This is a genomic window from Pseudomonas sp. Marseille-Q1929 (genome assembly GCF_017316265.1).
Taxonomy (GTDB): Bacteria; Pseudomonadota; Gammaproteobacteria; order Pseudomonadales; family Pseudomonadaceae; genus Aquipseudomonas.
On record NZ_JAFLWU010000007.1, the window covers coordinates 47727 to 61097 of the forward strand.

At 58.7% G+C, this 13371-nt stretch carries 16 protein-coding genes; 3 read left to right on the forward strand and 13 right to left on the reverse strand.

Annotation, left to right across the window (positions count from 1 at the left end):
- Positions 1-28 precede the first annotated feature (28 nt).
- The 8 genes from J1G37_RS10855 to J1G37_RS10890 all read right to left on the reverse strand — a co-directional run bounded on the left by J1G37_RS10855 (position 29) and on the right by J1G37_RS10890 (position 7756).
- Complete coding sequence (locus J1G37_RS10855) at positions 29-1042, reverse strand: sensor domain-containing diguanylate cyclase (RefSeq protein ID WP_207041643.1); 1014 nt, start codon at positions 1040-1042, stop codon at positions 29-31.
- A gap of 117 nt (positions 1043-1159) precedes the next feature.
- Positions 1160-1483: a helix-turn-helix transcriptional regulator gene (locus J1G37_RS10860; protein WP_207041645.1), complete on the reverse strand. Its 324-nt coding sequence runs from the start codon at positions 1481-1483 to the stop codon at positions 1160-1162.
- Positions 1484-1493: 10 nt separating this feature from the next.
- Entirely contained in the window at positions 1494-1835 is a 342-nt protein-coding gene (locus J1G37_RS10865; protein WP_207041647.1) for a type II toxin-antitoxin system RelE/ParE family toxin, read from the reverse strand.
- A gap of 191 nt (positions 1836-2026) precedes the next feature.
- A complete protein-coding gene (locus J1G37_RS10870) occupies positions 2027-3904 on the reverse strand; it encodes an alkaline phosphatase D family protein (protein WP_207041648.1) in 1878 nt (625 codons plus the stop codon).
- Between the two features lie 114 nt (positions 3905-4018).
- The gene (locus J1G37_RS10875; RefSeq protein WP_207041650.1) at positions 4019-4204 is read right to left on the reverse strand and encodes a hypothetical protein; all 186 of its coding nucleotides are present in this window, start codon (positions 4202-4204) and stop codon (positions 4019-4021) included.
- A gap of 121 nt (positions 4205-4325) precedes the next feature.
- Positions 4326-6569, reverse strand: coding sequence for an ATP-binding protein (locus J1G37_RS10880; protein ID WP_207041658.1), 2244 nt, complete (start codon positions 6567-6569; stop codon positions 4326-4328).
- Complete coding sequence (locus J1G37_RS10885; protein ID WP_207041660.1) at positions 6566-7180, reverse strand: biliverdin-producing heme oxygenase; 615 nt, start codon at positions 7178-7180, stop codon at positions 6566-6568. Before J1G37_RS10885 ends, J1G37_RS10880 begins: the two co-directional genes overlap by 4 nt.
- Before the next feature lie 195 nt (positions 7181-7375).
- The gene (locus J1G37_RS10890) at positions 7376-7756 is read right to left on the reverse strand and encodes a response regulator (RefSeq protein WP_207041663.1); all 381 of its coding nucleotides are present in this window, start codon (positions 7754-7756) and stop codon (positions 7376-7378) included.
- A 209-nt stretch (positions 7757-7965) separates the two neighbouring features.
- Here J1G37_RS10890 and J1G37_RS10895 point away from each other — a divergent pair, with 209 nt between their 5' ends.
- Entirely contained in the window at positions 7966-8340 is a 375-nt protein-coding gene (locus J1G37_RS10895) for a cytochrome c family protein (protein ID WP_207041664.1), read from the forward strand.
- Between the two features lie 255 nt (positions 8341-8595).
- Here J1G37_RS10895 and J1G37_RS10900 read toward each other — a convergent pair whose 3' ends face one another.
- From J1G37_RS10900 to J1G37_RS10910, 3 genes are read right to left on the reverse strand one after another with little or no spacing between them, the layout of a single operon-like run.
- The gene (locus J1G37_RS10900) at positions 8596-9135 is read right to left on the reverse strand and encodes a hypothetical protein (RefSeq protein WP_242551529.1); all 540 of its coding nucleotides are present in this window, start codon (positions 9133-9135) and stop codon (positions 8596-8598) included.
- Positions 9136-9143: 8 nt separating this feature from the next.
- Positions 9144-9428 carry a colicin E3-like toxin immunity protein gene (locus tag J1G37_RS10905; protein ID WP_207041665.1) on the reverse strand — a complete coding sequence of 95 codons (285 nt, stop codon included), beginning with the start codon at positions 9426-9428 and terminating at the stop codon, positions 9144-9146.
- 15 nt (positions 9429-9443) lie between these two features.
- Positions 9444-10607, reverse strand: coding sequence for an S-type pyocin domain-containing protein (locus tag J1G37_RS10910; RefSeq protein ID WP_207041666.1), 1164 nt, complete (start codon positions 10605-10607; stop codon positions 9444-9446).
- Between the two features lie 334 nt (positions 10608-10941).
- Between J1G37_RS10910 and J1G37_RS10915 the strand changes: the two genes are divergently transcribed.
- Together J1G37_RS10915 and J1G37_RS10920 are read left to right on the forward strand one after the other, a co-directional pair.
- The gene (locus J1G37_RS10915; protein ID WP_207041667.1) at positions 10942-11157 is read left to right on the forward strand and encodes a hypothetical protein; all 216 of its coding nucleotides are present in this window, start codon (positions 10942-10944) and stop codon (positions 11155-11157) included.
- 575 nt (positions 11158-11732) lie between these two features.
- Positions 11733-12038 (forward strand): DUF3077 domain-containing protein, encoded by a 306-nt coding sequence (locus J1G37_RS10920; RefSeq protein ID WP_207041668.1) that lies wholly within the window; start codon positions 11733-11735, stop codon positions 12036-12038.
- A gap of 136 nt (positions 12039-12174) precedes the next feature.
- On the opposite strand, the gene J1G37_RS10925 is transcribed toward J1G37_RS10920, so the two are convergent.
- Complete coding sequence (locus J1G37_RS10925; protein WP_124526406.1) at positions 12175-12546, reverse strand: PH domain-containing protein; 372 nt, start codon at positions 12544-12546, stop codon at positions 12175-12177.
- Between the two features lie 27 nt (positions 12547-12573).
- Entirely contained in the window at positions 12574-13254 is a 681-nt protein-coding gene (locus tag J1G37_RS10930) for an NBR1-Ig-like domain-containing protein (RefSeq protein WP_207041669.1), read from the reverse strand.
- Between the last annotated feature and the right edge of the window lie 117 nt (positions 13255-13371).

Genomic DNA, 13371 nt, shown 5'->3' on the forward strand with positions numbered 1-13371 from the left:
AGCCTCACCCACATTTGATCGTTGTCATCTACTCCGAAACCACATCCTTGCCCGCCGCCTTGGACCGGTACAAAGCCTGATCGGCCCGTGCCATCAGGGCCGCAGGGGACTCGCCGGGTTGACGTTGCACCACCCCCAGGCTCAGGCTCACTTTGAAGCTGCCCAGGGTGGGCATTTGCGCGATTTTTTCGCGAATGCGCTCGGCCAATGCCCTTGCCGTTTCCAGGTCGCCTTGTGGCAGCACCACCATGAACTCATCGCCGCCCCAGCGCGCCAGCAAGTCTGCAGGGCGTAGGCAGGCCTCCAGGGTTTCGACCACCTGCACCAGCGTCTGATCGCCCACGGCGTGGCCGTGCCGGTCGTTGATCGGCTTGAAATCATCGATATCCATGGCCACCAGTGCCAGCGGCAAGCGGAAACGCTCGGCGCGGTCGCACTCCTCCAGCAACACTTTTTCCAGGCGGTAGCGGTTGGCCACGCGGGTGAGTGTGTCGCGCTCGGCCAGGGAGCGGTTTTCGTCCAGTTGCAGTTGCAGCTGTTGGTTGACCCGTGACAGTTCACGGGTGCGCTCGGCCACCAGGGCTTCAAGGGATTGATTGCGCCGTTCCAACTGCTCGAGGGAGCATTTGCGCGTATGAATATCGCGATGGGCGCCAACCATACGCGCGACCGAACCGTCGGGGTTGCGCGCAACGATGTAGCCACGGTCTTCGATCCACAGGTAGTTGCCGTCTGCTTTTCGGCAGCGGTACTCGGCTTGGTAGTAAGGGGCGTGTTGGTGGATGTAGCTATCAAACACCGTCATCACCCGGGGGTAATCCTCTGGATGGATCACGTTTTCCCAGGTGAATACGCTGTTTTCCAGGGAGTGGCGGGGGTAGCCGAGCATTTCGTACCAGCCGGGGCTGCGGTACACAAAACCGGTGTCGGCATTCCAGTCCCAGATCCCGTCGCTGACCAGCTCCATGACGGCGTGCAGCATGTCGGCGTTCAGGTCGGAAAAGTCATTCTTCATCGGCTTGCTGCTGGATGTATCGTCCATTTGCGCTTCCTGCGTGGGCTGGCTACCAAGGCCAGTCATGGTTGACGCCGATACTCCGTGGCTGGGCGCTACTGTACATCGCGGCTTGCGGGGTTTGAATAGGGTGGGGGAGGTGCTTTAGTGGGGGTGGCGATGGGCTATCATCGTGTCTGTGTCGGAGTCGGGCACCAGGCGTACTTCCACACGTTGGCCCAATGCTCGTGCCGCACTCGCCAGAGTGGCCAGTGTCATGCCTGCATCATTTTGGTCCAGTGCGCGGTCTACGGCCGTGCGGCTGGTATGCATGCGTTCCGCCAGGGCTTTTTTGCTGACCTTTTGCGACTTCATGACCTCTGCCAACTGCCAGGCGATAACGCGCTTCAATGCGCCAGCAGAGACTTCTTCGATCAGGCCATCCTCGTTGAGGAAATCATCGAAGTTGGAGCCAATGTGTTTGTTCATGGAGTGTTCCTCATAGCTTGCTTTTGCGCTGTCTGGCGGTAGCTAATTCGACCAGCGGTGTTTTCTGAGTCTTTTTGATGAAGCCGTGCAGTAACACGATTTCGCTATCAACCAACGTGAAAATGACCCGCGCAATGTTTTCACCGAGGTCGGTTCGGATTTCCCAGAGCCGATGCTCCAGCTTTCGAACCAGCGGCATCCCCAGCGGCCATGCAAACTGGACCGACTTGATGTCCGTACCGATGCGTTTTCTTGATTCTCTGGGCAGTTCCATCAGCCATTCACGCACGGGCTCGTTGCCAGCCTCCGTTCGGAAAAAAGCGACGCTCAACACGAGATGTATGTCGTTCACAGAGGGTGCACCAAAATAGGTTCATATGGCAATCGGCGATTGATGGAGCTTTTCGCAAAGAGCGGTAAGAGCCTGGCACTTTTTTTGTGAACGGCGGGGGTTGGGGTTTTTAAAGAGTTTTCATAAAAAACAAGTATTTATGATTGTTCTGAAAAGAAGGTAAGAGGGTAGCTTTGCATGCGTAGGAAAGCTTACTGCGGCGCCACCATCCTCGTCCGTGGCTTCCCATCCGCGTTGTGCTGGTAGATCGCCTCAGGCTGGCCTTGTTCGTTGAAGAACACCTGGCCAATCCCCGCCGAGTTCCACAACCGTTCACCCGCTTCGGCGTGTTCCGGAATATGCGGTACCACCTGCATGGTGCGCCGCCGTGTGAACCAGTTCAGCGGCGAGCGCGGTGAGTAGAGCCAGCGGTTGAGGCGGTCGAACCATTCCAGCAAACGTGGCGGGAATTCGTTCTTGATGCCGCTGCTGGTGATTTGCCAGATCTTCGGGCCGGCGTTGCGGTGGCGGATCAGCACTTCGTAGACAAACGAGTAGTGCACGTCCCCCGAGAGGATCACGTAGTTACCCGGCGTGCGGGAGTGGCGGAAAATATTGAGGATCACCTGGGCCGCGCCGCGATGGGCCATCCAGTTTTCGGCGTCTACCAGCAGCGGGTAGCCGCACCAGCTGAACACTTTCTGCACGGTCTCGATCAGCTTCACGCCAAAGATCGGCGCGGGCGAGACGATGATGGCGCTCGGATGATCCAGCAGTTCCTGTTGCAGCTCGCTCAAGGCTTCCCAGTCCAGCAGGCCGGAAGGTTGGGTGAGGTTGAACTCGCTGCGCCAGCGGCGGGTGCGGGTATCGAGCACCACCAGGGCGGGCGTGGTCGGCAGTACGTAGTGCCAGTGCTGGAATTTCAGCAGGGCTTCGAGCAGCGCATCCTGTTTGTTCGCGTCGAGATGATTGCCCTGGGCGTCGGCGGTGAGTGTCTGGACCTGGCCCAGCAACTCGCCGAAGGCATCCGGCTGGTTGCCCCAGCCCTGGCACAGCAGATAGGCCAGCAGCGCGTTACCAATGATGCGCTTGGAGAACGGGTGGCCGTAGGCGGTTTCTTCCCACTGGGCGCTGAGGTTCCAGTCGTCGGTGATGTCGTGGTCGTCGAAGATCATCAGGGTGGACAGGTGGGCGAATACCCGTGCAACGCCTGGCAGGCCATCGCGGAAGCGCTCAATCTGCACCAGTTCGCGGGTATAACGCTGTTGTTCTTCAGCGTTCAGTTGCGGCGGTTCTGGGCTGATCAGCGTCCAGGGCGTGGGCGACCACGCCAGCAAGTACATGGCGATGACCTCGGCGAAGGTCACCAAGTGGTTGTCGGCGGTGCTACTGGTGAAGATCGGCTTCTTTACGCCGCCAAAAAAACGCTCGCGCAGGGTCTCGTTGCTGTCCAGCGCCGGCAGCAGGTCGGCGCGATGGTAGTAGCTGGCGCGATGCCCGTAGAGGCGGGCGCTGTCCTCTACCACGGCACCGTCAAGGTATTCGTCGAACAGGCCCAGCCGCTCGATCAGCGCATGAATCGCCCGCAGCATTGGCCCTGCGACATCGTCGGCGTAGATCTGGTCGCCGCTCATCATCAACAGGGCAGGGCGCTCGGCCGGGGAGTGGGCGCTGGCCAGCAGGCGGTCTACGCACAGCAGGCCTTCGCCGGCGCGGTGGTGCGGTTTACGGCAAGAGCCATGCACCAATTGGTGGATACGGCTGTGGAGAATGAAGTTCGGGGTCGCGCCATACAGCAAGTGCGGTGCCCACTCGGCAATGCCGCAGCCATCGATCAGCAGGTCGTAGCCGATGACCTCATCCTGGGGCAGCGCTTCGTCCAGGCGTACGTCGATCAGGTGGATAAAGGCATGGCGCCCGACGGCTACGACTTGGCATTGGTCCTGGCCCAGCGCGATTTCCAGGAGTTGCCCGGTGACGTGCAGCCTGAGGGTCAGCGACAGTTGGCGACTGCCTACCAGCCAAAACACCAGGCGTTGGGGGTCGAGTCGGCGCAGGAGCGGGCCCGCGAGGACGGCCGGTTGAAACATAAGGATGAAGGCCCTGTGCAAGGTAAACACGCAGGTTAACCCAGCAGATGTCAGTAATTTGTCGAGGCGATGGGCAGGGGGGCGCTTGCGGCGGCGCCCCTCTTCAGGCCGTCGTCAGATGACCCTTCCACCGCCCAAGCTGTCTATGGAACGCTTTTTTTGGGTGTTTGCGCCGCTGAAACCGATGCTAGCGTTCTGAGCGGGCTGCGGCGGTTGGCTAGGTGTGTTTGGCGCAGGTGTGTGGTTGGCTTGCTGGATGTTGTTCACGAAGTTTGCGGTAGAGCTCAAAAAAATATCCATGACGTATTCCTCTTAAGGCAAGGACGCGTCGTGATGGGTTTGCATCCACCACGACGTCAGCGGAACCTACAGAGCCTGAGCCGGCTAGCCTATAAACGCCTCATCTCAAAACGTTACGCCATCAGGTATGGGAGTCCCCACTCACCTTGGGCACCGTAAAGCGGAACTCACTGCCACGCCCAACCTCACTTTCAGCAACAATCTTGCCGCCATGGGCCTGGATGATCCCTTGGGTGATATACAGCCCCAAGCCACTGCCGGTGGGGTTGTTTTCGGTCTGCGTCCAATAGCGGTCAAACACGTGTGGCAGTTGTTCCGGCGCGATGCCTTCACCCGAGTCGCGCACCGAAAACACGATCTCTTCGCCGTTGCTCATGGCGCTGATGCCGATATTGCCCTGGCGTGGGGTGAACTTGATGGCATTGCCGATCAGGTTGGACAGCACCTGGAACAGGCGCTCCGGGTCGGCATTGATCTGCAGGCCAGGCTCGGTGTTGAACGACAGGTCGATGCCTTTCTCCATTGCCAAGGGCGCTAGCAGGGAATAGGCCTCTTCAAAAATCTGGCTGACATCCAATGCCACCGGCTTGACCACGTAGCGGCCGGCCTCGATCTTCGAGGTGTCGAGCAAATCTTCCAGCAACACATTCATCCGCCCGGCGGCCTGTTGCATGGTGTCGATGGCTGAGGAAATCCGCCGCGAGGTATGTGGGCCATCGGAGCTGAACGCCTTTTGCATCATGCCGCAGAGCATGGAGATGACGGTCATCGGGTTGCGCAGGTCGTGGGAAACCACCGCGACCAGCTCATCCCGCGCACGCACGGCCTGTTGTTCGCGCAGCACCTGGCGTGCCAGGTCGTTTTCCATGGCGGAACGGCGCAGGTCGTTGGCGGCGAAGCGGTCGCCATGGCTCCACTTGGTGGAGATGCCGGCCATTTCCACCTTCCAGATCTCAAACGAGGTGCGTGGGCGAAGGCGCAGGCCGGCGTCGGAGTTTTCCAGGTCCAGTGGTTTTTTCGGGTCACCGCTCCAGTTGATGTTCTCTTTCACTTCCGGGCGGAACCACAGCACGCCGTTATCCACAGGCTTGGGCAGGCTCATGGCCAATACCCCACTGGCCACCTGCTGGAACTCGGCCGCCGGCGGGTAAACCGACGCCAGGTTATGGCTGGAAAACACCGGCTCGCCGCCTTCTTGCAACCACTTGTGCAAGGCGCGGATCTGCGCCGGCTCCGGGCAGTTGCCGTAGCGGTGCAGTTGCTTGTCTTCGATGATCGCCACGCCGCCGGACAGGGTCAGGTCCATCAGCAACTGGCCTTGCTGGGCCAGGCCGTCGAACACGTTTTCCTGCGACGCTTTCATCGCTTGATCCAGCAGGGCCAGGGCCTCGACTTTCTCCTCGCGCTGGCGGCTCAGGTCCAGGGCTTCCATGGCACTGATCTGCAACGACAGCACCTGGCCAATGGTCTGGCAGGCGGTCCGCAGGTCGTTGGGCACCAACAGTGGCTCGCGGTTGCCGCAACTGATCAAGCCCCAGAGCTTGTCGCCCTTCATCAGCGAGATGCTCATGGACGACAGCACGCCCATGTTCTGCATGTACTGGCAGTGAATCGGCGACACGCTGCGCAGGGTAGCGAAGCTCAAATCCAGTGGCTGGCCGGTGTCCGGGCGCAGCTTGGGCAGCAGCGGCACCGGCTCATACGCCGCGTTGGGGATGATGCGCAGCCAGTTGGTGCGATACAGCTCGCGGGCTTGCTCGGGGATGTCGGATGCCGGGAAGAACAGCCCGTTGAAAAGCTCCATGCTTGGTGCCGACGCTTCGGCGATCACCTGGCCATGGCCTTCGTCTTCGAAGCGATAGATCAGCACGCGGTCGTAACCGGTCATGGCCTGGATTTCATTCACGCTGATTTCGTACAGCGCTTGCAGGGTTTTCGCCGCCTGCAAACGTTGCAGCATCTTGCCCAGGTCACTGGTGCGACCGTTCAACGCCCGTGGGCGGAAATCCTTGAGCAGCGGTTCGAACTCCAGCACCAGCACGTTTTGATGGCGGTGCAGCAAGCCTTCGAATGGCGCCTCGTTGAAGCTGACATGCAGTGGCGGCGCGTCGAAAAACGTATTGTTTTCGGCCATGGTCGCGACGGCGTTGGCGGGCTCCGAGCCCAGCAGCGCATGCAGCGGTTGGCCCAGCAGCGTTTCGGGCGCGTGGCCGAACAGGGTGGCGACGTTGGCGCTGACCTGGATGATCGTAAGGTCAGGCTCCGATAAGGTCAGCAACACGCCATGGGGCTGGATCGCCCCCGGAAAGCGAATGGGCTCGTCGGCACAGTTGGCAAGCAGCTCTTCAAAATCTTCGGGTTTCATAGCAGTACCTCCTGGCTGTCGAGCCATTGCTCAAAACAGCTGAATGTTGAACGGGCTGCTTCTACCGCGCGCTGTTTGGCACACGCATCCAGCGGCTGGCGGCCCAGGTAATCGAGAAAATCCTTCCAGCGCCGACCGGTCTCGGCGCCGTATACATTGAGAAACGCGCCGCCGTTGCTGGCGTCCAGGTCCAGGCGCTGGGCCATTTCCCAGCGCAATACCTGGCCGCCGAGGGTCGCGCCTTCCAGTACATACAGGGCGCCGAGGCACGCAGCAGGGGTGTCGAGAGACGGGAGTGCGCAGCAGCGGGGCAGGGCATTGATGGCCGGGTTATCCAGGCCCAGGGCGTGAAGATCGCTCACAAGGGTCGGTGTCTTCACACGCAGTACCTGGTCGAAACCGTCAGGGATCAGGGCACCTTCATACAGTGCCGCTTCCATTGGCTGATAAAAGCCGTAATACGCCTGAAGCAAGCGCCCGTACCAGTCGGCATCCAGGCGTTCGCAGAAAAACGGCAGGCGTTTCTCCAGCGCGACGTGCAGCAAGGCAGTGCCTGTGCGCAACGCTTCCAGCAAGGTGGGCGCACCAACGTCATGGGCCTGTGAATGCATTCAGTAAGCTCGAACTGTGGGCCTTGCGGCCATGAATGACGCGTGGAAATGGGCGACGATTCTACACACCTCAAAGCCGTCAGCTGTGCGCACAAGGCGAAAAGGCTGACCAGCGGATCAGAAAAGTCGCTCCATGCCTCATTAATGACCGTAGAGCGTGTCGCGAAGTTCGGTTTCAGTGATGTCGTGAAGCTATCAATGCATGGATGGCCCCTGCGGAGTCAGCGCCGTTTGTACCTGTTCAAGCAAATGCTCGGCGCTCCACGGCTTCGGCAAAAACCGCACTGAACCGCCCAGTTGCGCCGCCAACTTGGTGTTGCCGGACGTCAGCAACACCGGCACCCCCGGCCAGCGATGCGCCACCACCCGGCTCAGGTCATAGCCGTTGAGCAACCCCGGCATCTGAATATCACTGACAATCAGGTCCACCGGCTCATCGCCGCGTTCCAGGTAAATCATCCCTTCATCCGCCGAAGGAAACGACGTCACAAGCGCCCCGAATTCCTCCAGCACATCCACCATTAACGAACGAATGATCTCGTCGTCTTCCAGCACTAAAATCGATGGCTGAGCCATGATCCTTACTCCACCATCAGGGTTCATAGGGGTGGAGTAGAACACGCCTGCATAGGTTCGATTGGATGTGTTTGAGGCGATGGGTGGTCATAAGAATATGTTTTCTGAAGACTCCGCCCGCTTCACGGCCCCCGTGCAAGTGATCTGGATGGGCATGCGTTCCTGACAAACAGGCATAATCGCCCGCGACACCTGATGGGGAGCCCTGCATGAAGTACACCTTGATCACCCTCGCCCTGATCCTCGGCGCCAGCCCCGCCTTTGCGGCCGGCGATGCCGAGGCGGGCGGCAAACTCTTCACCAAGACCTGCGGCGGCTGCCACAGCGTCGGCGAAGGCGCGCGGGGCGGGTTTGGCCCGGAACTGAACGGCATCATCGGCCGACCCGCTGGCACCACCACCGACTATCAATACTCCGACGCGATGAAAAATTCCGGCGTGGTCTGGACCCGTGACAAACTCGCTGCCTATATAGAAGCACCGAAGAAGGTGGTGAGCGGCACGCGGATGATCTTCTGGGGCATCAGTGACCAGGAAAAGATCGACAACATCCTGGCCTACCTCGAAACCTTCCAGCCCAAGTAATCACTCGCGCACATTCCTGAACAACATCAACCGCGCGTCGTGCTGCGCGACAGCCACCCCGAAATCGAAGAAGTCTACGACGCCCAACTCGCCCGTCTGGAGTTCTGACTCGGGCCTAATCTCCTGTGGGAGCGGGCTTGCCCGCGAAGGCGGCGTGTCAGTTGATACAAGTGCTGGCTGATCCGCCGCTTTCGCAGGCAAGCCAGCTCCCACACTTTGATCTGCGCCGGGCTCGGGAAATGACTGCACCGTCAATCAACTGTGGGAGATGTCGAGGCCCGGCGAAGCGGGGGCTAGCGGGTTGATCGACTTTGGCGTTTGGCTTTGTGTCTTCGTCGCAAGAGCGTGCGCATAGACCACACCGTTGAAGGTGTGGGTGCTGTTGTCGTAAAAGGTTTGCATGCGCTCAGGTGTCAGTTGAGGGTTAACTTTTTGCAGCAGGCCGGCGGCGTCGACCCACAAGCCGCTGTAGTAACTGTTTTCATCCGTTCTCACGTAGTCCTGCTTGTCGCTTTCATGGAGCGCGACCATCCAGAAGATGGGATCGGGGCGATCCAGGCGGGCGTTGGCTTCGCTGAACACTGCGCCCCATGGTTGGCCGACTTTGGACAGAAGAAAGCGATACAGCGGCGTGTAATCAAAACCGTGTCGATGGTGGCTGTGCATTGAGCTGCGGTGGGACTGTGCGGCCTTTTCGCTTTTGGTGTTTCGTTCGTAACGATAAGCGCGGTAGCTGCCGTGGTGTACGCCGTGGGTGCGGGTGTTGACGGAGCGGTAGAGGAGGGGCTTTTTCATGGTTGGCCTCATGGGTTCTTGGGTTGCTTGGGTGGTGGTGGCCAGGCGCCTTGATAGCGGAAGGAGATTTGGTAGTCGAAGCGGGTTGGGTCGATCATGTGTTTGAAGTGTGGTTGGAGCGTTGTTATCCAGTTTGGAATAACGTTAAACACATCGGCATAGATCGCGGTTTCCTCGCTCAAATCCAGCGCCTCAAAAAAACTATCGCCATCGTCGATGTCTGCTGAATACTCATCCGCCTTCAAGTCATTGCTGTGCTTTTCGTACCATCGCAATCTGATTTTCATAACCATTCTTCTGCTTCCTCTTTATCTGTAAATTCGGCGTTCCGGTTTTGCAGGACCTCGACGCTCTGCGGTGTATGGATCAAATGCGCCGAGGTGTTCCAAATCACTGTTTCGATAGACTTCCAACTCTCCTTTCTTGGCATCCCACTCAAATATTTTCCTTCCCTTTGCGTCTATCCAGCGTTCACGTAAACCGCCCCCACCTTTTCTTGGTGTCACGGGTCTTTGGGGAATCAGTCCGGGAAAGCCCGTCATGTCGTCGATTTGGGGGGCCGGGAAGTAATCGTGGTCTGGGTTTCTGAGCCCTTTGCGAGGTGTGTTAACAACCACATACAACGGCCCAACCCCCGACTCCACCGGGAACACCAGAATAAAATCCCGATACTGCGGCGGATAAACCGGGTTCACCAAAATCTGCGCAGCCTTCTGCGTCGGCGGATAAATCCAGATCACCGGTGCTTGCGGCGCCGCTTCCAACGCTGGGATTCCCAGGGTGTCCCCCGGATCAACCGCAGGCGTCCAGATCAGCTCCACTCCCTCGCCCAAATCCGCCACAAACCGATCACCACGGCTTTGGAACTGCACCACCTCGATCATCTGCCAGTCGGCGTTGCGGCCGGTGTAAAACCCATAGCCCTTGAGCGTACCGTCCTCCAACTGCTCGATATGCAAACGCATCTGCGAGCGCGCCCGTTGCATCGAGCGCAATTGCTCATCGGTGTAGAGAGCGCTATCGCCCAACGCTGCTGGCCACGCCAGCCCGACCAATCCTGCTAGCAAACCACTCGCTACCGTGCCTGTTGCAACAGCCGCCGACTCCACAACCGCCGTACGTAACGCCAACGATCCCAAGCCAACTGGCAGTGCACTGCCACTGATCTTGCTCAAGGCAACCGCGCCCCGGTCATCCATCTCACGACCGCCCAAAAGGCTGAAATGGCCGTACTCCTCGATCAGCTCAAGTGGCACGTAACCGGTTGGATCGTTGTAGAGAATAAGCCCGTCGGGCAGTTGGCAGGGTTTGAGGAATGTGCAACCGGGAGGTTTGGTGGGCGCAGGTTTTGCGGGTGGGGGAGGGACGAGCAATTCGATGGGCGGCGAATAGGGCATCCGTTTTGGTTGCGGGGTCAGGATGCGGCGTTTGAGTTGTTGTTCTTCGGTGATGGGATACGCGCGTTCTGACATGGCCGGCTCACTTCCTTGTGTAGGGGGGAGTGAGCCTACGAGGGGTGAGTAAGCGACTGGAATCAGTGTTGTTCGATGGTTTTTGTGGGAAAGGTCAGCTGGCTTGTTGCGACATTGAAAGTGCTTATTTGAGCGCTTTCATCTGCATGCGGGAGGCGTGTGCGCTTTGGGCTTCAGGCAAAACGTGTATGCAAGTAGGACCACTCTGATTTTCGTCTGGCCTCATCTTTGCCGACGAGGCGTTTGCTACGGTCGCGTGGTTGGTTTTTTCGATTCTAGGGCATGTTCTCGGATTATCACGAGTCCGGATAAATCTGGTTTTGGAGTTCTTCATATGGTGATCAAAGAGGTTGGATTTGCTGTCCTGGTGGTAGCTGTAGCGGCTGGATTGTTTAACGGTGTGGTGGTTGCAATATCTGCGTACTTTGGGCCGTTTTATGAAAGTGATGCGGAGCAGAGTCGGAATTTTGGGCTTTGGTGGGTGGGAAATGGTGTGGTGGTTGTGGGCGCGTTGGTAGGGCGCGTATTGCTGATGGATGGGAGAGGATGATGGGGCCGTTTAGTGGTGTTGGGATTCAGCTTTGCAAAATTGGGCGACGGAGACGGGTTCGGTTCATGTTTAGGATCTTGCTGAAAAAGCGGCGGGAGATTCAGAGCCAAGAAGCGATGGAAGCACTAGTGCGTCAGGCTCAGGAGTTGGGGATGGGGTATGACTTGAAGGAATACAGACGCTGACCCTGTTTCGTGTGCATGGCTGAAATTTTTAGCCATAACCTCCCGCTTTCTGACTGTTGCTCGTTCGAGCTATCTTTTCTCGTCGCTTCCACCCCAGCGACCGGACTTGAGAATCCGAGAAACAATAGGCGCATAGGCGCCACCATCCATTAGACTGTTGGTGCTTTTTTGTGCCCGCATTGTCTGTGTCATGGCGGCTATGCGTGGGAGACCTTCGGGTCTGCCGGGTTCCTATTGTCCCGGTTTCTCAGCCCGCGCATAGCTGCCACCCATTCGCATGAGAAACGAACGTGGCAGCTCTACATTAGGAGCTAAGGCAATGACCGTTTCTGATAGGCCTCACCCACACATCACTGCAATCCACACCCCCGTCCCGTGCGGAGGTGCCCAATGATCAACCCACCGCTCAACAAAACCCTCGGCATCATCACCTTCTCCACCTGCGGCACACCGCCCAACCATCGCCACCTATTCCGCATCAACTCCGGCGTCCCCATCCGCGAAGCCCTGGAGCATGCCTCCGAGCTGTTGCACTGTTCCAAACTGCTGGCGCTGGACGCAGCGATGGACAAGAGCGCCGACCGCTATGCTTGGGCTGCGCATTATTTGGGGGAGATGGCGAAGGCAGTGGTGGATGATTTGGCGAATGGGATGTTGCCGAATGGGGTTGCTGAGGAGGATGGGGTTGTTGTGTAAGGCTGGAGACTGAGGGTGTGAGGGCGGGCGCCTTCGCGGGCAAGCCCGCTCCCACATTTTGATGCGGTACGGCCGTTTAACTGTGTAGGCAGTAAAAAAGACCTTGGGGCGCCGAGGTCTTTTTTTTGCCCGCTGATCAGGCCAGCAGGTGTTTGGAAATCAACCGGGAGATTTCCACAATCGACGTCTTGCCGGTGAATTCAAACTTCACTTTCCCCAACGACGAAAAGTAAATCTCCAACTCCGAATCCAGGTCAAACGTCCCGGACGTTTCCACCGAGTAGGCGACGATATTTTTGTACGGCAGCGACGTGAAGTCTTTCTTGCTGCCGGTAATCCCCTGCACGTTCACGGCGATGATGCGTTTGTTGGTGAAGACCACGCCGTCGCGCATGGACTTGTACGCGTCGATCACTGTTTCGCCGTCCAGCAGCAAGGCCGATACGCGTTCGGCGTATTCGTTGTTTTGTTTGAGTTTGAAGAAGCCTTTGTTGTTGAAGTCGATCACAGGGCAATCCTTTTAGTGGGGCAGCGCTCAGCGCGCCATGACGTTGACGATGACATGCAGGATAAACGCGGGCCCATAACAGGGCTGGCCGTTTTCATCTTCTATGCGCCAGATGGACGTGACGGTGCAGGTTTCCTTGGGCGCGGCGAAGGTCACCGAGAGGTGCACCGGCTGGCCGGGCAGGGTGTCGGCAACGGGGATTTCGTGGGTGAGGCTGCGTAGGTGGCTGTCCATCACCACTTCCAGTGGGGCACCAGTGTCGGTGCGGCGCGCTATGACGTACTCGCTGTCTACCCGCACCAACCGGCGGCCGCGCCAGGGGCGGCTGCCGAGGTTGTGAATTTCCCAGGTTTTTTGGAAGGTCTCGCCGGGTAGCACCACGGTTTGGTCGGGGGTGGTGACGTCGGCGTTGAAGACAACGATATCGCTGGGGTCGTGCAGGCCGATGGCACGGTTGGTGGTTGCCATTGAATGGATATCAACCGGTGCGCCTGCCAGGTCGGCGAAGTAGCGGAACAGCAGCAGTGGCGAAACCTGGAGTGCCTTGGCGAGTTTGATCAGGGTGCGTACTGACGGATCTTGGGAGGCGCCGCCGGCCAGGCCGTAGAGGTAGGTTCGGGAGATACCTGATTCTTTGGCTAACGTGGTCATGGATTTGCCCAGCTCTCGGCTGCGTCGGGCAATCAGCGCCCTGAGGGTGATGTTCATGGACCACCTTTGTTCGTCAAAAAGGACAGCGTGCATGCCGCCACGGTTAGTCGGCCATGCAGACTGCAAACCGCTGCTAGTTTCGTTGTTTCCCACAGCGTTGCGAATACGGCGTGT